We start from the raw sequence: 21,047 nt of genomic DNA, 5'->3' as shown, positions 1-21,047 counted from the left end.
AAGATGAACGACTTCATATTGTAAAAGATGCACTAGCTTTATTTAAGTGCCGTGAGGCAGATAAAGAATGGATAGTTAATAAAAAAAATAAAAATTATTTAAAGATAAAAGCTTGGGATGAAGATAATTTTGAAATGGCTGATTCAGAAATAAAAGTAAGGTTTATAAAGTTTATAGAAGAAATATATAATGGAGATAAAATGGAAATTAAAGAGTCATGGATTATAACGACGGATAAATTAACGTCGGTAGAAACTTTATGGGAAATAATGCATAAAAGGTGGGACATTGAAAATAATGCTTTTCATCAGTTAAAAACAGAATGGCATTTGAATCATTGTTTTCTTCATAGCCCTACGGGCATAGAAACAGTATTAATGTTTATAATAATAGCATTTAATCTAATGCAATTATATTTTTTTAGGTGTATAAGAAATTTTAGAAAGAAATATATGCTCCAAATAGATGTTATTGAAGATATAAGAGATGAAAGATTTATTATAGAAAATGGTTGGCATAACCCACTATTTGTAAAAACTTAATCAAATATAAAACTGGAAATTGATTTTAAAGATTTCTTGGGGTAGGGGATAGTGTAATTATTTTTGCGACCTAACGGTCTGCGGGCTTACCAGCCCTTTAAGTAAGTGTAAAAAGATACAATTCCAGTAAAAATAAAATTTTTACTGGAATTTAGGTGCTAAATCTCTGTATTTATGGTATAGAATTTGCATGAAGTAAGCTTAAATTGGTATAATAAATATATATAATTATGTTGATCAATTAATGATAAAACTCTTTAAATAACTATTAAAATGTAAAATTAAACAGTTACTTAATTTAATGTGAAAATTAAAAATTATATGAGAAAGTTGATTTAAGAAGGTATAAAGGGGTGGAGAGATGGATTTTCAATATGTAGAAGAATTAAATGATAAAATAATTATAAAAAATGTTAGAAATTTTGAACTTGCTGATGTTTTTGATTGCGGACAGTGTTTTAGATGGAGCCAGCAGGAAAATGGAAACTATATAGGAGTGGCCATGGGCAAGGTAATTGAGATAGAAAAAAATGGAGAAGATATTATAATATATAATACTGATGAGAGGGAATTTAAAGATATTTGGGCAGAGTACTTTGATTTGTATAGGGATTATGGAACTATAAAAGATATTCTAAAAAAGGATCCAACTTTAGAAAAAGCGGTAGAATTTGGAGAAGGTATTAGAATATTAAAGCAAGAGCCTTTCGAAATACTTATTTCTTTTATAATATCTGCTAATAATAGAATACCTATGATTAAGAGAGCAATAAATAATATAAGCAAAAAATATGGAGAAAAAATAGAGTACAAGGGAGAAAAGTATTATACTTTTCCTACCATAGAAAAACTTCATGAAGCTAATATAGAAGAATTAGAAGAGTGTGGAGTTGGTTTTAGGGCAAAGTATATTGTAGATACAGTTGAAAAGTTGTATAAAGGTGATATGAATTTAGAGGAAATAAAAAAACTAAATGATGATAAGTGTCATGAGGAAATTCAAAAGTTTTCTGGTGTAGGACCTAAAGTAGGGGATTGTGTAATGTTATTTTCAATGCAAAAATATTCGGCATTTCCTGTAGATGTTTGGGTAAAAAGGGCAATGCACTATTTTTATTTAGCTCCAGATGTATCCTTGAAAAAAATAAGAGAATTTGCAAGAGAAAAATTCCAAGAATTTTCTGGGTTTGCTCAGCAATATTTATTTTACTACGCAAGGGAAAATAAAATAGATATATAGTTTTTATGAAGGTTGGAGATACTATGAGAAAGATAAATAAAAACTTTAAAAAAATTTTAGATTTCTTAATAAAATATAAGAAGATAACGGTATCCTTAGTATTTCTATTTATATTCTCATATATAACTTATGAATATTATAAGTATTTTTATATTTTAAAGGATCCTATTAAAATAAAGAAAGCTATACTCAGCTATGGTAATTATAGCATATTAGTTTTTTTGATTTTGCAAATAATTCAGGTAGTGGTTTTCTTTATACCGGGAGAAATAATACAAATTGCAGGGGGGTACATATACGGAACTGCACTAGGTGGTGTGCTTTCCATATTAGGAATATTAATTGGAAGCTTTATGGTATACTATATATCTAGGTATTTAGGCAGAGACATGGTGCAAAAGATGGTATCAAAGGATAAATTTAAGCTTTTTCATAAGGTGTTAGATGCCAGTAGTCATGTAAAGGTTATATTTTTTTTGTATCTAATACCAGGGGTTCCTAAAGATGCCCTTGCTTATATTTGTGGTATAGCAAATGTGTCATTTAAGGATTTTATAATATTTTCTACCATTGGAAGAGTTCCGGCAATATTTCTATCCACTTATTTTGGCAATAGGATTGAAGTGGGAGAATTAAGTTCTATTTTAATCATAACTGTATTAGTGGCGATAATAGTTATTATAAGCACTGTTAAAGGTAAAAGTATACTAAAAGGAATATCAAGAAAAAAGGAAAATTAGTTAGAATTTCTGCTAAAAATAAGCATTATTATCGAATTTATGAATATCAATAGTAATATGAAAAAAAAGCATAAAGCAAAGAAACCTTCTGGAAGTATGTTGATAATTGGATCTTTCTCCGGATAAAACATCCAATAATCGTTTTTAAACATAATATTGTGGAAAATATCAAAGCTCTTTTGAAAATTTATAAAGGAAAAACATATGCTTCCTATAAGGCTTAAAAGGAATATAGAAGAAAGCTTTAGGGCTTCCTTTAATATTCTTATGCCCTTTGATAATAAAAATAGAGATATACATATGAAACTGAAATAGCATACATAAAAAGCAGTCTTTATGAAATAAAATATATTTTTTACTTCTATAAAATGATGTGTTCCTTCTGGAGAAGAGGAAAGTGTTGGTAATTTAAATTCACTAGTATTATTAGAAGTTAAATAATCTATTAGATAATTATAGTTATTTTTTATTTCGTATTTTTCTAAAGAAGAATCTGAATGAATTTTAAATTTATCAATAGAAAAATAATATATATGTTTAAATTTTATGGTGAATAATATAGACCATAAAATTATAATAGCACACATTAAAATAGAAACTATAATTTTATAAATATTTTTCAATATAAGGTCACCTCCATAAGCTACTATATACAATTTCATATTATATTATTTAAATAATACAATAAAATATACTTAAAGTACATTAAAAATCTAAAATTGCATATAATTGTAAGGTATAAAAAATACTAATTATTGTATAAAAGAGATATAAGAAGAAAAAATATGAAAAGTATAATTATATAGCTATAAAACCGTTTATGCTCAATAAAATGCCAATTTTGCCAAGTTTACGAGACTTGATAATATTAACCTCATTAACTATCATAATAATTGTATTAGCACTCAATATTACCGAGTGCTAACAGTAAAAAGATAAATAATATGTTTAAATATAATAAGGAGGGGTTTAAATGAATATTAGACCACTTGGTGACAGAGTTGTTATTAAAAGATTAGAAGCAGAAGAAACTACAAAAAGCGGAATAGTGCTACCAGGCTCAGCACAAGAAAAACCACAAATGGCGGAAGTTGTGGCAGTAGGTCCAGGAATGTATAAAGATGGACAAAAAATTGAAATGGAAGTAAAAGTAGGAGACAAGGTAATCTTCTCAAAATACTCAGGAAACGAAGTTAAATTCGAGGGAGAAGAGTACACTATATTAAAACAAGAAGATATATTAGCAGTAGTTGAATAGTAAACATTAATGTGGTAGAAAAATAAAACAACGTATTAGGAGGGAATTACAATGGCAAAGAGTATTACATTTGGTGAAGAAGCTAGAAGAGCTATGCAAGCTGGTGTTGATAAATTAGCTAACACTGTAAAAGTTACATTAGGACCTAAGGGGAGAAATGTTGTATTAGATAAAAAATTTGGTTCACCACTTATAACAAATGATGGTGTTACTATTGCAAGAGAAATAGAATTAGAAGATCCATACGAAAATATGGGAGCTCAACTTGTTAAAGAAGTTGCTACTAAAACTAATGATGTAGCAGGAGACGGAACTACTACAGCTACACTTCTTGCACAAGCAATCATAAGAGAAGGATTGAAAAATGTAACAGCTGGAGCTAATCCAATTCTTATAAGAAACGGTATAAGAATAGCTGTAGACAAAGCTGTAGAAGAAATAAAGAAAATATCTAAACCTATAGATGGAAAAGAAGACATAGCTAGAGTTGCAGCTATATCAGCAGCTGATGAAGAAATAGGAAAATTAATAGCAGATGCTATGGAAAAAGTAGGCAATGAAGGTGTTATTACTATAGAGGAATCTAAATCAATGCTTACTGAATTAGATGTAGTTGAAGGTATGCAATTTGATAGAGGATATTTAAGCCCATACATGGTAACTGACACAGAAAAAATGGAAGCAGCATTAGATGATGTATATATCTTAATTACAGATAAGAAGATATCAAACATACAAGAAATACTTCCAGTACTTGAGCAAATAGTACAACAAGGTAAAAAATTATTAATAATAGCTGAAGATGTAGAAGGTGAAGCTTTAGCTACATTAGTTGTAAATAAATTAAGAGGAACATTTACTTGTGTTGCTGTAAAAGCACCAGGTTTTGGAGATAGAAGAAAAGAAATGCTTCAAGATATAGCTATACTAACAGGTGGTACAGTTATTTCAGAAGAATTAGGAAGAGATCTAAAAGATGTTACTTTAGATATGCTTGGAACAGCTGAAAGTGTTAAGATAACTAAAGAAAACACTACAGTAGTTAATGGAAGAGGAAATAAAGAAGAAATTCATGAAAGAGTAGCACAAATAAGAAGACAAATAGAAGAAACTACTTCTGACTTTGACAGAGAAAAACTTCAAGAAAGACTTGCAAAACTTGCAGGCGGAGTTGCTGTAATTAAAGTTGGTGCAGCTACTGAAACAGAATTAAAAGAAAGAAAATTAAGAATAGAAGATGCTCTAGCAGCTACAAAAGCAGCTGTAGAAGAAGGTATAGTTCCAGGTGGTGGAACAGCTTATGTTGATGTAATACCAGAAGTGTCTAAATTAGAAGACAAAGTACAAGATATTCAAATTGGTATTAACATTATAAGAAGAGCTCTTGAGGAACCAGTAAGACAAATAGCTACTAACGCTGGAGTTGAAGGTTCAGTAATAATAGAAAAAGTTAAAGAGAGCCAAGCAAACATAGGATTTGATGCTTTAAATGGTGAGTATGTAGATATGATGAAAAAAGGTATAGTTGACCCAACTAAGGTTACTAGATCAGCACTTCAAAATGCCGCTTCAGTAGCATCTACATTCTTAACAACAGAAGCAGCAGTAGCAGATATACCAGAAAAGAATCCAGCACCAGCAATGCCAGGAGCAGGAATGGGCATGGACGGAATGTACTAATAGCATAAATTACAAGTAATTTATGTCTATAGTGTGCTAGAGGGCCAAAACAGTGTGCTAGAGGGTCAGTTGGCTAGTGGGCTAGGTGAGAAAGATTTTCTTCGCTTTGCTCGGGAAAAGCTTTCATAGAATTGTGGTAAAAAATTAACTTGTTTGCATAGTTGAACATAGTTATTGAATATAAAAACTAGAGTCATTCCATCAGGGGGGATGCTCTAGTTTTTATTTTTAGTATTGTAATTGATATTAATATTTCATAAAACATTGCAAATTTGCAATTTTACATGCAAAAAAATAAAAACATGCAATTTTATTTTAATTAGTTGTTGACAAATAGATTATTTTTAAATAGAATGTTAATAATAAGTTTTTAAGAATCGTGTAAAAAAGATAAATACTCGCTCATATATCCCTTGAATATGGTAAGGAGTTTCTACCGGGAGCCGTAAATTCCCGACTATGAGTGATTATGGTAGGCGAAAGCATACTATTTTCACTCGTACCTTTTAAAGTGATGTAGTATGCTTTTTTTTATTATAGGCATATAAAACTATATCATTTTGGCTATTATAAATGTAAGCGTAATTTTATCCGATGACTATCTGCCGTAACACTCCCACTTCTAATAAAGTGGGAGATAACGGCAGCTACGTCCCTGGATAAAGATCTCTAACCTTCAGTTGGAGTAATAACTCCATCTGAAGCTAAGAGCTCTGTTTATGAATTGTTAAATATTATGAGTGAATATAAATTATGAAAGGGTGTGTGCAAAGTGGCAATTATATTAAAGACAGGATATACTTTTGATGACGTTTTATTGATGCCAAACAAATCTGAGGTTTTACCGAAGGAAGTTAGTTTAAACACAAATTTAACAAAAACTATAAAACTAAATATTCCTCTTATGAGTGCAGGTATGGATACTGTTACAGAATCTAAAATGGCTATTGCTATGGCAAGAGAAGGTGGCATAGGAATAATACATAAGAATATGAGCATAGAAAGACAAGCATATGAAGTGGACAGAGTAAAAAGACAGGAAAATGGCGTAATATCTGATCCATTCTCTTTATCACCAGATAATACTATAGAAGATGCCCTATCTTTAATGAGTCAATATAGAATATCAGGAGTGCCTATTACAGTTGACGGAAAACTTCAAGGAATAATAACTAATAGGGACATACTATTTGAAAATGATTATTCTAAAAAAATATCACAAGTTATGACTAAAGAAAATCTTATAACAGCTCCAGAAGGAACTACAGTAGAGGAAGCTAAAGATATACTAAAAAAACATAAGATAGAAAAACTTCCATTAGTAGATGAAGAAAATAATTTAGTGGGACTTATCACTATTAAAGATATAGAAAAAGTTAAAAAATTCCCTAACGCAGCTAAGGATTCTAGAGGAAGACTTTTATGTGGTGCTGCAGTAGGAGTTACTAAAGACATGATGGTTAGAGTAGATGCCCTAGTTAAAGCTAGTGTAGATGTTATAACTTTAGATACAGCTCATGGACATTCTAAGGGAGTTTTAGAGGCAGTAAAAACTATAAAAGCTAAATATCCAGAACTACAAATAATAGCTGGTAATGTGGCTACAGCAGAAGCAGTTAAAGATTTAATAGAAGCTGGAGCAGATTGTATAAAAGTTGGTATAGGACCAGGATCTATATGTACTACAAGAGTAGTAGCTGGAGTAGGAGTTCCTCAACTTACAGCAGTAATGGACTGTGTAGAAGAAGCTAATAAGTACAATGTACCTATAATCGCCGATGGTGGATTAAAATACTCTGGAGACGTGGTTAAAGCCCTTGCAGCAGGAGCTAAAATATGTATGATGGGATCTATGTTTGCAGGTTGTGAAGAATCTCCAGGAGAAACTGAAATATACCAAGGAAGAAGTTATAAGGTTTATAGAGGAATGGGTTCCATGGCAGCAATGCAATGTGGAAGTAAAGATAGATATTTCCAAGAGGATAGCAAGAAGCTAGTTCCAGAAGGAATAGAAGGAAGAGTTCCATATAAAGGATATGTATCTGAAACTATATTCCAAATGCTTGGAGGAATTCGTTCAGGTATGGGATATCTGGGAGCTAAGACTCTAGAAGATTTATATAAAACTGCAAGATTTGTAGTTCAAACATCTTCAGGTTTAAGAGAAAGTCATCCACATGATATTAATATGACAAAAGAAGCACCAAACTATAGTGTAAATAGATAATTGGAGGTCACTTATGAAGAGAGAATTAGTATTAGTTGTAGATTTTGGCGGACAATATAATCAATTAATAGCTAGAAGAGTAAGAGAAAATGGAGTTTATTGTGAAATAATTCCTTATGATTACTCTATAGAAAAGATAAAAGAAAAAGACCCTAAGGGAATAATATTCACAGGTGGACCAAACAGTGTATATGCAGAGGGTGCTCCTAGAGTGGATAAAGAAATATTCCAATTAGCAGTTCCAATACTTGGCATATGCTATGGTGATCAGCTTATGGCTTACAGCTTAGGCGGAGAAGTTACAAGCCCTGACAAGAGAGAATATGGAAAAACAGAATTAGATATAGAAAATGATAATTTATTATTTCAGGGTGTAAAGGAAAAAGATCAATGCTGGATGAGTCACACAGATTATATTTCTAAAACACCTCAAGGCTTCAAAGTTATAGCTACTACAAAAGAATGTCCTTGTGCAGCTATGGCTAATGAAGAAAAAAAATTATATGGAGTACAGTTCCACCCAGAAGTAGAACACACTTTATTTGGAAAACAAATGCTTCATAATTTCTTATTTAACGTTTGTAATTTAAAAGGCGATTGGTCTATGTCTTCTTTTGCAGAAGAACAAATAAGCAAAATAAAAGAAGTAGTTGGAGATAAAAAAGTTATATGTGCTCTTTCTGGTGGCGTAGATTCATCAGTGGCAGCAGTACTTGTGCATAAAGCTATAGGAAAGCAATTAACTTGTATATTTGTAGACCACGGTCTTCTTAGAAAAGACGAGGGAGATCAAGTAGAATCAATATTTAAAAAGCAATTTGACATGAATTTAATTCGTGTAAATGCTCAAGATAGATTCCTAGGAAAACTAAAAGGAGTTTCTGATCCTGAAAAGAAGAGAAAAATAATAGGAGAAGAATTCATAAGAGTATTTGAAGAAGAGGCTAATAAGCTTGGAGAAATAGATTTCCTAGTACAGGGAACTATTTACCCAGACGTAGTAGAAAGTGGAACAAAAACTTCTGCTACAATAAAAAGCCATCACAATGTAGGTGGACTTCCAGAAGATATGCAATTTGAATTAATAGAACCTTTAAGAGAGCTATTTAAAGACGAAGTAAGAGCCGTAGGAGAAGAGTTAGGCATTCCACATAAATTAGTATGGAGACAGCCATTCCCAGGCCCAGGTCTTGCTATAAGAGTTTTAGGAGAGATTACAGAGGATAAACTAGAAATAGTTAGAGAGGCAGATGCAATTTTCAGAGAAGAAATAGCTAATGCTGGTTTAGATGAGGCTATATGGCAATACTTTGCATGCCTTCCAAACATCCAATCCGTTGGAGTTATGGGAGACGAAAGAACTTATTGCCACACTATAGCCCTAAGAGCAGTAACTTCCTCTGATGCTATGACTTCAGACTGGGCTAGAATCCCATATGAAATTTTAGACCTAGTTTCCCGTAGGATAGTTAACGAAGTTAAAGGAGTAAACAGAATTGTTTATGATGTAACTTCAAAACCACCTGCAACGATAGAATGGGAATAACGGAAACCCAGTAAAATCAATACTTAGATGATATAAAAAGTGTTTATGATTTACTTTTAAAATGAGTAAATTGTAAGCACTTTTTTATGTTTTTTGTGCTAAAAAAGAAGGTGTTTTAGAAATGAAGCGTGGAGAAGTCGTAGGCACTCGACAATTCGGGAAAAAACTTAATAATCAAAGAAAAAAATATAGTGAATTATACAATGAATTTGTGCAACAGTTGGAAATAAAAGTCAGAGATGAACAAACTTTAACAAGTTATCATTATCATAGTAAATATTTCACAGAATTTTTAGGAGAAGATATTTATTGTGATGAAATAACATTGACTACCTTAGAGAACTATATTGTTTACATCAAAGAGGTAAAAAAAATAACGAATGGTATAACGATTAATAGTTATCTAAGTAATATTAGTCCAATAATAAAGTTTGGAATGAAAAAAAGGTTATATCCTAGAAGGATTTTTAATTCCATCAGTAAAAGAACAAGAAGTTATAAAAGAAATTTATACACAAGAAGAATTAAATTCTTGTATATTAAAGTTAATTTATAAGGAAGGGATTTAGCTTTTCCTTTTTTTTATTTAAAATAATTTGTTAAATTTAGATTAAAAGCGTATATGTTAATAACAAATGTGTTATAATTTGAATATATATATTATATAAATTAACATATAAGTTAATATTGAATGGAGGGATTATTGTGTCTAGAGTAACTCTTGAAAGAATAGGAGAAAAGCTCAAGGATGCAAGAACAAAGTCTGGTCTTACACAAGCACAAGTTGAGAATTTAATTGGAGTGAATAAGTCCCAATTGTCTTATTTTGAAACTGGTAAGAGAGAGATTAATATTACTCTTTTAGAGAAGTTATCTGTACTATATGGATATAGTTTGAATTACTTTTTGGAAGATTCAGAGTTTAAAGAACCAGATACTGAAATTGCATTTAGAGGAGAAGAATTAAATGATAAGGATCTAGAAGTAATTGCTTGGAGTAAAGCATTTCTAGAAAACTTATGCTTTATGAATCAAATAAGAGGAAGGAAGTGATTGGTAATATGAGTTCGTCTTTAGAGAATATTGCTGTCACTAGAGCAATGAAAAGCCGTAATGAATTAGGTATTGGAAGCATGGATGCAGTAGATATCTTGAAAATTTTAAAGGATAGAGAAAATATATCAATTATTATGACGCCTCTTGATGGAGAAATATCAGGACTTTTTATGAGGAAGAATGATATTGGTATAATAATAATTAACAGTAACCGAAGCTATGGGCATCAGCTTTTTACCGCAGCTCATGAATATTATCACTTAAAGTATGATAAAGGTATGAATTCAAAGTTATGCCCTATTAATAAATATGATGAAGGCTATGAAAATGAAATTGAAGCAAATATTTTTGCATCATATTTTTTGATGCCAGACGATACTCTAAGAATATATATAAATGAGAGAACCGACAATGGTAATAGAAGGTTAAATATAAGAGACTTAATTTATCTGGAAAATTATTTTATGGTAAGTCATTCATTGATGTTATATAGATTAAAATCAATGGGATATATAACTAGAGGAGAAGAGGAAGAATTTAAATATTCAATTATATCTAAAGCTACTAAATTAGGATATGATGCGAAATTATATAAAAACACGGCTGATAGAGGTCTTGTTATATATTCAAATTATGCAGAACTTGCAGAAGAACTATTAGAAGCTAAGCTAATAACTGTAGGTAAGTATGAGGAATTGCTTTTACGTGGGGGATATGAAGAGATACTTTTTGGAGATATAGATGAAGGAGAAAAAGAGGAGCATTATGCAATTTAAGTTGCCAGTAGTATTCGATAATGATTGCATATCCTCTTTTTTATGGATCAAAAGATTAGATATCATTGAGTTTATATTCCCTAAAAGTGAAATTATTATACCTGAGGTTGTACTTGACGAATTGAAAATGTTAGAGTCAAGTGCAAGATTTAATTATGTATACAATGACTTAAAACATAAGATAGATAGTGGAGAATATATATTACAACCCATTAGTGCTTTAAGCACAGAGGCTATTGATTATGCTGAACTCACCCGAATGGATAATCCTCAAGCTATTGGAAAGGGAGAAGCAGCAGCTATAGTATTGGCGAAGTCTTTGGGTGGTACATTGGCAAGCAATAATTTAGCAGATATTTTACCTTATGTTAAAGGTGGGCAACCTCCATATATAATGACTGATACCATTTTGTATAGTTACTATAAGGAAGGAAAGATAACAATTACCGAAGGTAATGCGATATGGAATGATATGAAGCGTAGGAAAAGAAGATTGCCTCCTTATAATTTTGATGAAGTTGTTAAAAGAATGGATTGTAATTCACAAAATCATAATGTTATATAATACTTTTAGAATTATAGAATAAAAAATATGAAGGTACTAGTGATTAATTTAATGCTAGTACATAATTTTAGACTGGAGATATTTATTATGAGAATTGAAGCAACTTTAGAAGAATGGAAAGATTTATATGACATTTCCATAAGGCTTAAGGAAATGAAGCCTTGGGAAGAGTTATGGGATATGGATTTAATAACTATATTACCATATGGAAAAGAAGAACCTTGTATATGTAGTAGTATGGGCAGAGGTGGAGAATGCTATGGAATAGGGGCTTATATAGGTGTTAATGCGATACATAATTTTTTTGTAATGGCAAATAGCCATGATGTTCCATCACATCAATTAATACGTTATCAGAATAATATCATGTGTAATTTTGGTAATAGAGACGAATTAACAAAAAAAGAGCTAAACATAATAAAAGAATTAGGGTTAAAATTTAGAGGAAAAAATAATTGGATATACTTTAGAGTATTTGAAACAGGCTATGCTCCATATATGCCAGACAGAAATCAGGTATTAGAACTTACAGATATTCTAAAGCACTTATATATGGCAATAGAAGCATTGCATAAAGGTCTAAAGATTGATTTTGAGAATGGAAAAACTTTAATGCGTAGATTTGATGAACAAAGTAACTTATGGATAAACTACGAAATGCCTGTATTTATGCCAAAAGTTCAATATCCAGTACCATCATTAGAAGATCAATTACTAATAAAGAGATTAAAAAAGCAATCATCAAATAATTCTATATTAGAATTGGATATAGCATACTTAAACTCAACTATAAATGACAGGAGTTATGATAAACCACTTATTCCAAGATTATGTATTTTAGTAGATAAAAGAAGTGGGATGCTACTATCACAAGTTATGGTAACACCAGAAGATGATGAAGTTAATATTGTATTTGGAACTATAATAAATTATATCCTCGAAAGAGAAAAGCCAAAACAAATAATAGTTAGAGATACTTATATGTTCAGTATTCTACTTGATCTATGCAAACAAGTGGGAATAGATATTATTCAATCAGGGCAATTACAAGCAATAGATGAGTTTGTAGAATCTTTTTATGAATATATGCGATTCTAAAATGATTCTATTAACTTTCAAATACCTAAATCATCTCAAATTTTATTTTCACTGGAATTGTATTTTTTTACACTTACTTAAAGGGATGGTAAGCCCATAGACCGATAGATCGCAAAAATGGCTACACTTTCCCCTACCCAATGAAACCTTAATAAATAATTTCCAATTTTATTTTTATCCGATGACTACCTGCCGTAACACTCCCACTTCTAACAAAGTGGGAGATAACGGCAGCTACGTCCCTAGATAAGGATCTCTAACCTTCAGTTTTGGAGTAAAAACTCCATCTGAAGGTTAGAGGTCTGTTTATTTTAAGTTTTCACGAAAAGTGGGTTATCCCATATTTTAATCCATGGTGAAAATAGATTTTATAGTGAGGACATGATTGATATGGCATTTGAAGTTTTAGTAAATATAAATAGCTTGGTTGAAGAAGCTTTAAATTTAAGTAATAGAGCTAGAAGTTTTATAAGGAAAGTAGAAAATGAATTAAGTATTGATAGTGAATATTATTAGATTAATCATTTTTTAGTGAATTTGCTTGCCTTCAAGAACGAAAATTTTAATTTTTTATCAGAGAGATGCCTGGGCTGTTTTTGATTTAAAAAAAATATTTTTAATGATACAGAAAAAGTCTTGGAAAAATTCCAAGGCTTTTTTTGTGTTACAAATTACATGAATATAGTATAAAAACAAATAAACTATTGTATGGCATCAAATTCAAATAAATAAGTATCGCTAAAATGAAAGTTAATTCCAATAATTGTAAATAATATTATAATATATAATATCATATATATGTTTTTATGGAATGTAATATATTGTAAAATAATATTGGATTTTAAATGAATTTTATACAAATAGAGCACTTATTTTAAATAAAATGTAAAAAAACAATAAATATAGATTGAATTTTCAGAAAAATAGTGATAAACTTTAAAAGAAAAATTAATTTAACATATATGTAATAATATATAAAATATGTTAGAAGAATTTTCGTTTATTCAATTAAAAGGGGGCTTTAAATTGAAAACAAAAAATTATTAGCATTAACTTTAGGAGCAGCAATCGTATTTTCTACAGGGGCTGTAGGTTGCGGTAATAAAGATAAAGTTGGGGACAAAAATGCTGGTTCTAAAGAAGAAAAGATGGACAAGGATCAGTACATGAACTTAAATTTAGGGGCAGAACCAAAATCATTAGATGTGGCTAGATCTAGTGATACTATTTCATCACAGATATTTTCAGAAGTATATGAGGGCTTAACTAGAGTTGAGCAAAATGATGAAGGAAAAGATGTTATAGTGGCAGCTGGGGCAGAAAAATGGGATCACAATGAAGAGGGAACAATGTGGACTTTCCATTTAAGAGATTATAATTGGTCTGATGGTAAAAAGGTTACTGCAAAGGATTTTGAATATTCCATAAAGAGAACATTAGATCCTAATACAGGTTCCAATTATGCATTTCTATTATCACCAATTAAAGGTGCGGATGAATACAATGCAGGTAAAGGTTCAAAAGATGCTGTAGGGGTAAAAGCAGTTGATGACAAGACTTTGGAATTTACCTTAAAACAACCATGTCCATATTTCCTAGATTTAACATACTTTAAATTGTTTTTACCTCAAAGAGAGGATATAGTGACGAAACATGGAGATAAATATGGTACTGAGGGCAATACATTAGAAGTATATTGCGGACCATTTATATTGAAAGAGTGGACGCACAATAATCAAATGATTCTTGAAAAGAATGATAAATATTGGGATAAGGATAAAGTTAAACTTCAAAAGGTTAATTTTAAGATTATAAAAGATGAAAATGCTTCATATAATTCACTTTATACTGGAGCAATAGATACTATGGGAGTATCAAAACCAGAGTGGATTAAGAAGTTTGATGATACAGGGAAATTCGAAAATATAAAAGGATTTTTACCAATAGCTTGGTATATGGGTTTTAACCAAAAGGAAAAATTATTTAGTAATGTAAATGTAAGAAAGGCATTTTCAATTGGATTTACCAGAGAGGATTATGCTGATGTTATAACTCATGGTAGGCATGCAGCAGCTTATGGATGGTGCCCACCTACAGTTCAAATCAATGGTAAAGACTTTAGAGAAACAGTAGGAGAAGAACCAGTTAAAACTATGTCTAAGGAAAATCCAGATGCAAAAGCATTACTTGTTAAGGGTTTAAAAGAACTTGGAATGGATGAAGATCCATCAAAGGTAACTATTACTATACTATTATCAGGAACAGATCAATATTATAGAACATTGGCAGAATATGTACAGCAAATGTATAAAAAGACTTTAGGAGTAAATATAAAGGCAGAATATGTTGAATGGCCAATATTCCAGAAGAAAACGGATGAAATGGAATATCAAATGGCAATAATGGGATGGCAAGGGGACTATAATGATCCTAATACATTCTTTGATATGTGGATGACAGGTTCAGGTATGTCAAGGACAGGATGGTCAAGCAAAAAATATGATGAACTTGTAAAGAAAGCTATGAGCACATTAGATGTAAAAGAAAGAACCGAAGCATACAAAGAAGCAGAAAGAATATTACTAGCTGAAGATGTAGCTATAGCTCCAACAATCTATTCAAGAAGAAATACCTATAGATATAAATATGTTAAAAAATTAATGAGTCCATTATTTGGTAATGGTGTAGAACTTAAATATGCCTATACATCTGGCAGACAGAAATAGGATTAAATAAAATTCAGATAAAGGGAATCAGTTTTTATTTATATATGAACTGATTCCTTTTTTGCGTCTAAATGCACAAAATTAAATTATTAACTTTTATATCCTGTTGAGAATTATGCAGGATATAGTTTTTACCTGTTGAGTCATAGGTACTAATTTTTATATTGCATTGATAATGAAAAGTTAGCGGACGTGAGTTGATACCAGCAAGACATTAGTATTAACTCTTATATTGCCTTGATAATGAAGGAGTTAATCTAATAACACTAAACCTTTAAAAATTTATGAATTGTAAATAAAATATTCACAAAAAATTTTTACTATATATATTGACTAATGGTCATTAAGGAATATAATAGTAAGTGTAATAAATGACTATAAGTCATATATAGCATTTAAAATAATTGTTGGGAGATGATTCATCAGTATTTAAGTTATTTTATGTGAAATTTATTAAAGCAATTATAAGGAGATGACTCATCCATTACACACTTTAATAAAAGATAGAAGTATTACGGTAGAGAGCTATCGGATAAATTTTAAAAGGGAGATGAAATAATGAAAAAGTTTGGGAGGTTTATAGCCAAAAACAGGATTTTAGTAGTAATTATATCTATATTACTTATGTTTCCTGCTCTTTATGGAATGATATCCACAAGGATAAATTATGATTTATTAACTTATTTGCCTCAAAACTTAGATTCCATGAAAGGACAAGAAATATTAGATAAGAAGTACTCAGATGCGGCAACTTCAATGCTAATAATTGAAGACATGGAGCCTAAGGATATAGTAAAGATTAAAGAAAAAGTATCCAAGGTAGAAGGGGTAAATAAAGTAATATGGATAGATGATGTTTTAGATACTACTATCCCAAAGGAAATACTACCAGATGATGCTAGAAAGTCTTTTTATAGTGGTAATTCTACAATGCTTATTATTAAGTTTAATGAATCACCATCTTCAGAAAATACGCAACAAGCTATAAGGGACATAAGAAAATTAACTAATAAACAGTGCTTTTTAAGTGGTATGTCAGCTATAGTTAAGGATACAAAGGATTTAGCAGACAAAGAAACTCCATTTTATGTTTTACTTGCAGTTGTATTTTCGGTAATAGTACTTAGTCTTACCATGAAATCAGTAATTATACCATTTATATTTTTAGCAGCTATAGGATTAGCTATACTTTATAATTTTGGAACTAATATATTCTTTGGACAAATATCTTATGTTACCAAAGCACTAGCAGCGGTATTGCAGCTTGGAGTTACTATGGACTACTCCATATTCTTACTTCACAGATATGATGAAGAAAGAGAAAAACTAGAAGATAAAAATGAAGCCATGGCAGATGCTATAGCAAATACTATAGTTTCTATAACAGGAAGTTCTCTTACAACCATAGCAGGATTTTTAGCACTATGCGTTATGACCTTGGCTTTAGGTAAAGATATAGGAATTGTAATGGCTAAAGGCGTTGTATTAGGTGTAATATCTACAGTTACTGTTTTACCAGCGCTTATATTGATATTTGATAAACCTATTCATAAATTTAGTCATAAGACTGTTTTGCCTGAATTTAACAAGGTGGCTAATTTAGTTACAAAGAAATATAAAGCTTTTATAGCACTATTTCTTTTATTGTTCATACCAGCAGTGTATGGAAATAATCACACAAAAGTTTATTACAACTTAGACGAATCTCTTCCAAAGGACATGGAATCAATAGTTGCTACAAATAAACTTAAGAAAGAATATAATATGACAACCACTCACTTTATATTAGTAAATGATAAATTAGAAGGTTATAAGGTTAAAGAGATGGTAGATAAACTTGAAAAAGTGGATGGTATAGAAAAAGTTCTTTCCTATGATAAGTTTATAGGTTCATCAATACCAGAGAGCTTTATACCAAAGGATATAAGAGATATATTCAAACAAGGTGGATATAATTTAATACTTGCAAATTCAAAATATAAGGCAGCAAGAGATGAAGAAAATGCTCAAATAGATGAAGTTAATAAAATAGTTAAGAGCTACGATAAAGGTGCAATGGTAGCAGGTGAAGGACCACTTACTAAGGATCTAATAGAAATTGCAGATAAGGATTTTAAACATGTAAGTGTGGTTTCTATAGCAGCTATATTTGCCATAATATTAATATTATTTAAGTCTATATCAATCCCTATTTTATTAGTTTCAGCTATAGAATTAGCTATATTTATAAACATGGGAATACCATTCTATACAGGAACTACAATACCATTCATAGCATCTATTGTAATAGGATGTATACAGCTTGGAGCTACAGTAGATTATGCAATATTAATGACTACTAGATTTAGAGAAGAAATAAGGAACGGATATGATAGATTTGAAGCTGCAACAATAACTGTTAAGGGTACGGCAAAATCTATAGTAACCAGTGGACTTACCTTCTTTGCAGCTACAGCAAGTGTTGGAATAGTATCTAATATGGATTTAATAAAAACATTATGTGGAATGATTGCAAGAGGAGCACTTATAAGTATGGGAGTAATATTGTTTATCCTTCCATCAATACTTATAGTTTGTGAGAAATTTATAAACGCTACAACCATAAAGTGGAAAAGTGGTCAACAACAAAAGTTAGATGAAAAAACAGCTTAATTAGAAAGGAAAAGAGGGGATTACATTGAAAAAGAGTATGTCAAAAAAAGTTATAAGTTTAGTTATGGTGGGAACAATACTAAGTTCTAATGCTGTTTATGCAAAGGAATTAATTCAAAAGGATGAATCTGTATATGTAACTTTAGGTGTAGACGGAGAAGTTAAAGAAAAGATAGTAAGTGATTGGCTACACAGAGATGATGCAAAGGGAAGTATAGAAGATAAGACAGTCTTAAAGGATATAAAGAATGTAAAAGGTGAAGAAAAACCTGATATAGATGGAGAAAAACTTACTTGGAATACGGATAAAAAGGATATATTTTATCAAGGAAAAACAGAAAAAGAACTTCCAATAAAAGTTTCTATAAAATATGAATTAGATGGACAGGAAGTTAATCCTAAAGATATAGTAGGTAAATCAGGACAAATAAAAATAAAAGTAAATTATGAAAACAAGTCCTATAAAACTGTAAATATAAAAGGCGAGGAAAGAAAAATATATACTCCATTTACTACTGCCACTATAGTTAATTTACCTATGGATAAGTTTTCAAATGTAAAAGTTAATAGTGGAGAGGTTGTTTCTGATGGAAACAATCAAGCAATAACTTTTATAGCATTACCAGGATTAAAGGAAAGTTTAAGTATAAATAAAGATGTAGAAGACTTAATAGATTTAAAAGATAGCTTAGAGATAACAGCAGAAGTAAAGAATTTTGAAATGGGACCTATTATGATGACAGCAACACCTAAAATCCCAGAGGTTAAGGAATTTAAGGATGCTAAAAATTTCGATGAACTTTTTGAAGGATTAGATAAATTAAAAGATGCCAGCACACAATTAGAAGATGGCAGCTTTAAATTAAAAGATGGAAGTCAGAAGTTAAAAGATGGTCTTAATGAGGCTAATAATAAGGTAAGCGGCGTTAAAGGCATGATGAATAAGGAGCAGGATAAAATTGCCCTTATAAAATCACAAGAAAATGTAGAAAAAGAAAGAAAACTTATAGAAGATGCTTTTTTCGCAAAAGATTTAGGAAAAGTGTTTCAGGATGAAAATGTAGAGCAATTTATTGAAGCGTCATTAGCAGATTATAAAAAATTAGGTATTAAATCTATAATGCAGCTTCCAAGTGTTAAGGAATTGAAGAAAAAAGAAAACTTAAATAATATGACTAAGCTTATGAATGATGCAGATAAATTATCAAATATAGGTATGGGAAAACTTCAACCTTTAATGGGTGTTTTAAAGTACTCAGATAGTTTAGTAGGTTTAGCAAATAAAGCAGCTACACTTTATAATGGAATAGAGCTTAAAAAGATAGATCCACTTATAAATTTAGCTCAAAATAAAGATGTTATTTTAAAAATGGCAAAGGATGCTAATGAGTTAGGAACCTACTTGAAAGCTGAACAGCTAAAACCTATTATGGGACTTGCAAATAATAAAGATAAAGCAAATGGATTAATAAATGCTAGTTCAGAATTGTCTAAAGTAAACTTGGATAATATGAAGCAGTTCTTAGAGGCACAAAATACAGGAGCAATGGAATTTATAAACGCTACTAAGTTTTTAGAAAAAGATAAGGGACAAATATTAATTGCAAAAGTAAAGGAGAATCCATCCTTAACTGATGATGAAAAGACACAATTAATTACAATTATAGGTGCTTCTAGTCAAATGCGTAATGGATTAATTGCTTCAGCTCCAAAACTTGACGAAGCTAAAAAGAATTTAGAAAAATTATCAGGATTACAGGCAAATTTAAAAGAAGTGGCACCATTATTAGCAGCACTTCCAGCTAGCATGGATTATGTAACTTCTACTGTAATGCCAAAAGCTAACGAATTATTCAAGGGAATGAATGGTATTAGTCCATATTTAAAAGGAGTAGAGGGTAGTGTTCAGTACATTGATGCTATAATGCCACAGCTAAAAGGCTTTAAAGGTGAGTTAGACAAAAACAAAGAAGGTATAGAAGCAGCTCAAAAGGCATTAAAGCCTGAAAATTTAAAGTACATTGAAGAATTGAAACCAGTTGTATTATCTATGGAAGCTAATAAGAAAAATATAGCAAACATTAAATCTTTAATAAATGCTAATGGTGGAATGGATGGAACTTTAAATAAAATAAACACTTTAGAAGAGGATATAAATAAAGCTGAACGTATAACCAATAATATAGAAAAAGGTTTAGCTAAAAATAATGTGAAAAACTTATCACAATTAAGTGGTAAAATAAAGAGCATGCAAAGAGATTTAAATGATAGTGAAAAAATATTAGAAGTAATGCAAAGTGCATTGGAACAAAAAAATGTAGAGCAGGCTAGAAGCTTAATAAATGCACTACCACAGCTATCTAATGGAGTACAACAATTGGCAGAGGGCTCTAATCAATTATATGATGGATTAGATACTCTATCATCAGGTATGAAGAAATTTAATGATGAGGGTATAAATAAAATATATTCTGAATTAAAAGGAAAGACAACAGATATAGAAAAGTTAATAGATATAAAGGACAATATAGTGAAGCTATCTGATGAATATGAAAGCTTTACAGGAGTTACAGAAGACATGGAAGGAAAAGTTAAGTTTGTAATGAAAACAGATGAAATAAAACTTCCAGATAAAAAAGAAGAGGTTAAAAAGGAAGACAAAAAAGAAGAAGGTGGATTCATAGCTTGGATAAAGAACTTGTTCCACATTAAATAAAAGCTATGTTAATGATTATCCCACAAAAAGGTACAATGCAGTGGAATTATGAAATTTCTCATCCATGACTTGCATAAGAGCTAGGAGCAATAAATTTAAATAGTTCCGTAGCTTCTTATACAACTCATTACAGAGAAATTTCATAATTCAAGCAATGTAATGCTTTTTGTGGGATAATCATGTCAATATGAAATAAAAATTCATATAAATGCACCAGAAAAAGAT

At 30.3% G+C, this 21,047-nt stretch carries 17 protein-coding genes and 1 riboswitch; of the genes, 16 read left to right on the top strand and 1 reads right to left on the bottom strand.

The annotated features are described in order from the left end of the window. From FGK85_RS03810 to FGK85_RS03800, 3 genes are all read left to right on the top strand, one after another. Positions 1-542: transposase (locus tag FGK85_RS03810; RefSeq protein ID WP_243122785.1), on the top strand; the 542-nt coding region annotated here is incomplete at its 5' end. Positions 543-903: 361 nt separating this feature from the next. Further along, positions 904-1,782, top strand: a complete 879-nt coding sequence (locus FGK85_RS03805) for a DNA-3-methyladenine glycosylase family protein (RefSeq protein WP_138203874.1) — start codon at positions 904-906, stop codon at positions 1,780-1,782. A gap of 23 nt (positions 1,783-1,805) precedes the next feature. Next, the gene (locus FGK85_RS03800) at positions 1,806-2,522 is read left to right on the top strand and encodes a TVP38/TMEM64 family protein (protein ID WP_243122795.1); all 717 of its coding nucleotides are present in this window, start codon (positions 1,806-1,808) and stop codon (positions 2,520-2,522) included. Here the strand turns inward: FGK85_RS03800 and FGK85_RS03795 are convergent. Further along, positions 2,519-3,145 carry a TIGR01906 family membrane protein gene (locus FGK85_RS03795; RefSeq protein ID WP_171011320.1) on the bottom strand — a complete coding sequence of 209 codons (627 nt, stop codon included), beginning with the start codon at positions 3,143-3,145 and terminating at the stop codon, positions 2,519-2,521. The genes FGK85_RS03800 and FGK85_RS03795 overlap by 4 nt on opposite strands. Before the next feature lie 350 nt (positions 3,146-3,495). On the opposite strand from FGK85_RS03795, the gene groES reads away from it, so the two are divergent. The 13 genes from groES (at position 3,496) to FGK85_RS03735 (ending at position 20,822) form a co-directional block, all read left to right on the top strand. Continuing rightward, the gene (gene groES, locus FGK85_RS03790; RefSeq protein ID WP_138203868.1) at positions 3,496-3,780 is read left to right on the top strand and encodes a co-chaperone GroES; all 285 of its coding nucleotides are present in this window, start codon (positions 3,496-3,498) and stop codon (positions 3,778-3,780) included. Positions 3,781-3,831: 51 nt separating this feature from the next. After that, entirely contained in the window at positions 3,832-5,460 is a 1,629-nt protein-coding gene (gene groL / locus FGK85_RS03785) for a chaperonin GroEL (protein WP_138203866.1), read from the top strand. 382 nt (positions 5,461-5,842) lie between these two features. Then, positions 5,843-5,940, top strand: a riboswitch (purine riboswitch). Between the two features lie 292 nt (positions 5,941-6,232). Continuing rightward, complete coding sequence (gene guaB, locus FGK85_RS03780; protein WP_138203864.1) at positions 6,233-7,687, top strand: IMP dehydrogenase; 1,455 nt, start codon at positions 6,233-6,235, stop codon at positions 7,685-7,687. 13 nt (positions 7,688-7,700) lie between these two features. After that, entirely contained in the window at positions 7,701-9,233 is a 1,533-nt protein-coding gene (guaA, locus tag FGK85_RS03775; RefSeq protein ID WP_138203862.1) for a glutamine-hydrolyzing GMP synthase, read from the top strand. Between the two features lie 121 nt (positions 9,234-9,354). After that, on the top strand, positions 9,355-9,789 hold the full coding sequence (locus FGK85_RS03770) for a phage integrase SAM-like domain-containing protein (RefSeq protein ID WP_138203860.1): 435 nt from the start codon (positions 9,355-9,357) through the stop codon (positions 9,787-9,789). A gap of 149 nt (positions 9,790-9,938) precedes the next feature. After that, a complete protein-coding gene (locus tag FGK85_RS03765; RefSeq protein WP_138203858.1) occupies positions 9,939-10,286 on the top strand; it encodes a helix-turn-helix domain-containing protein in 348 nt (115 codons plus the stop codon). Continuing rightward, the gene (locus tag FGK85_RS03760) at positions 10,283-11,065 is read left to right on the top strand and encodes an ImmA/IrrE family metallo-endopeptidase (RefSeq protein WP_207670515.1); all 783 of its coding nucleotides are present in this window, start codon (positions 10,283-10,285) and stop codon (positions 11,063-11,065) included. Before FGK85_RS03765 ends, FGK85_RS03760 begins: the two co-directional genes overlap by 4 nt. Beyond that, positions 11,055-11,630 (top strand): hypothetical protein, encoded by a 576-nt coding sequence (locus tag FGK85_RS03755; RefSeq protein ID WP_138203856.1) that lies wholly within the window; start codon positions 11,055-11,057, stop codon positions 11,628-11,630. Before FGK85_RS03760 ends, FGK85_RS03755 begins: the two co-directional genes overlap by 11 nt. 87 nt (positions 11,631-11,717) lie before the next feature. Then, positions 11,718-12,728 carry a DUF7309 domain-containing protein gene (locus FGK85_RS03750; RefSeq protein WP_138203854.1) on the top strand — a complete coding sequence of 337 codons (1,011 nt, stop codon included), beginning with the start codon at positions 11,718-11,720 and terminating at the stop codon, positions 12,726-12,728. Between the two features lie 390 nt (positions 12,729-13,118). After that, entirely contained in the window at positions 13,119-13,244 is a 126-nt protein-coding gene (locus FGK85_RS15705) for a hypothetical protein (RefSeq protein WP_279232899.1), read from the top strand. Positions 13,245-13,753: 509 nt separating this feature from the next. Beyond that, a complete protein-coding gene (locus tag FGK85_RS03745; RefSeq protein ID WP_138203852.1) occupies positions 13,754-15,454 on the top strand; it encodes a peptide ABC transporter substrate-binding protein in 1,701 nt (566 codons plus the stop codon). A 558-nt stretch (positions 15,455-16,012) separates the two neighbouring features. Beyond that, positions 16,013-18,106 (top strand): efflux RND transporter permease subunit, encoded by a 2,094-nt coding sequence (locus tag FGK85_RS03740; RefSeq protein ID WP_138203850.1) that lies wholly within the window; start codon positions 16,013-16,015, stop codon positions 18,104-18,106. Positions 18,107-18,131: 25 nt separating this feature from the next. After that, entirely contained in the window at positions 18,132-20,822 is a 2,691-nt protein-coding gene (locus FGK85_RS03735) for a hypothetical protein (protein ID WP_138203848.1), read from the top strand. The last annotated feature ends 225 nt before the right edge of the window (positions 20,823-21,047 follow it).

Origin of the sequence: Haloimpatiens lingqiaonensis (assembly GCF_901447495.1) — a bacterium.
GTDB classification, from domain to species: domain Bacteria; phylum Bacillota; class Clostridia; order Clostridiales; family Clostridiaceae; genus Haloimpatiens; species Haloimpatiens lingqiaonensis.
This window is presented reverse-complemented; position numbering and strand designations above follow the sequence as displayed.

Bases quoted from the DNA above. Each gene is read 5' to 3' on its own strand.
- groL (WP_138203866.1), top strand. From the start codon at position 3,832: ATGGCAAAGAGTATTACATTTGGTGAAGAAGCTAGAAGAGCTATGCAA.
- FGK85_RS03800 (WP_243122795.1), top strand. From the start codon at position 1,806: ATGAGAAAGATAAATAAAAACTTTAAAAAAATTTTAGATTTCTTAATA.
- FGK85_RS03750 (WP_138203854.1), top strand. From the start codon at position 11,718: ATGAGAATTGAAGCAACTTTAGAAGAATGGAAAGATTTATATGACATT.
- FGK85_RS03805 (WP_138203874.1), top strand. From the start codon at position 904: ATGGATTTTCAATATGTAGAAGAATTAAATGATAAAATAATTATAAAA.
- FGK85_RS03755 (WP_138203856.1), top strand. From the start codon at position 11,055: ATGCAATTTAAGTTGCCAGTAGTATTCGATAATGATTGCATATCCTCT.
- guaA (WP_138203862.1), top strand. From the start codon at position 7,701: ATGAAGAGAGAATTAGTATTAGTTGTAGATTTTGGCGGACAATATAAT.
- groES (WP_138203868.1), top strand. From the start codon at position 3,496: ATGAATATTAGACCACTTGGTGACAGAGTTGTTATTAAAAGATTAGAA.
- FGK85_RS03740 (WP_138203850.1), top strand. From the start codon at position 16,013: ATGAAAAAGTTTGGGAGGTTTATAGCCAAAAACAGGATTTTAGTAGTA.
- FGK85_RS03770 (WP_138203860.1), top strand. From the start codon at position 9,355: ATGAAGCGTGGAGAAGTCGTAGGCACTCGACAATTCGGGAAAAAACTT.
- FGK85_RS15705 (WP_279232899.1), top strand. From the start codon at position 13,119: ATGGCATTTGAAGTTTTAGTAAATATAAATAGCTTGGTTGAAGAAGCT.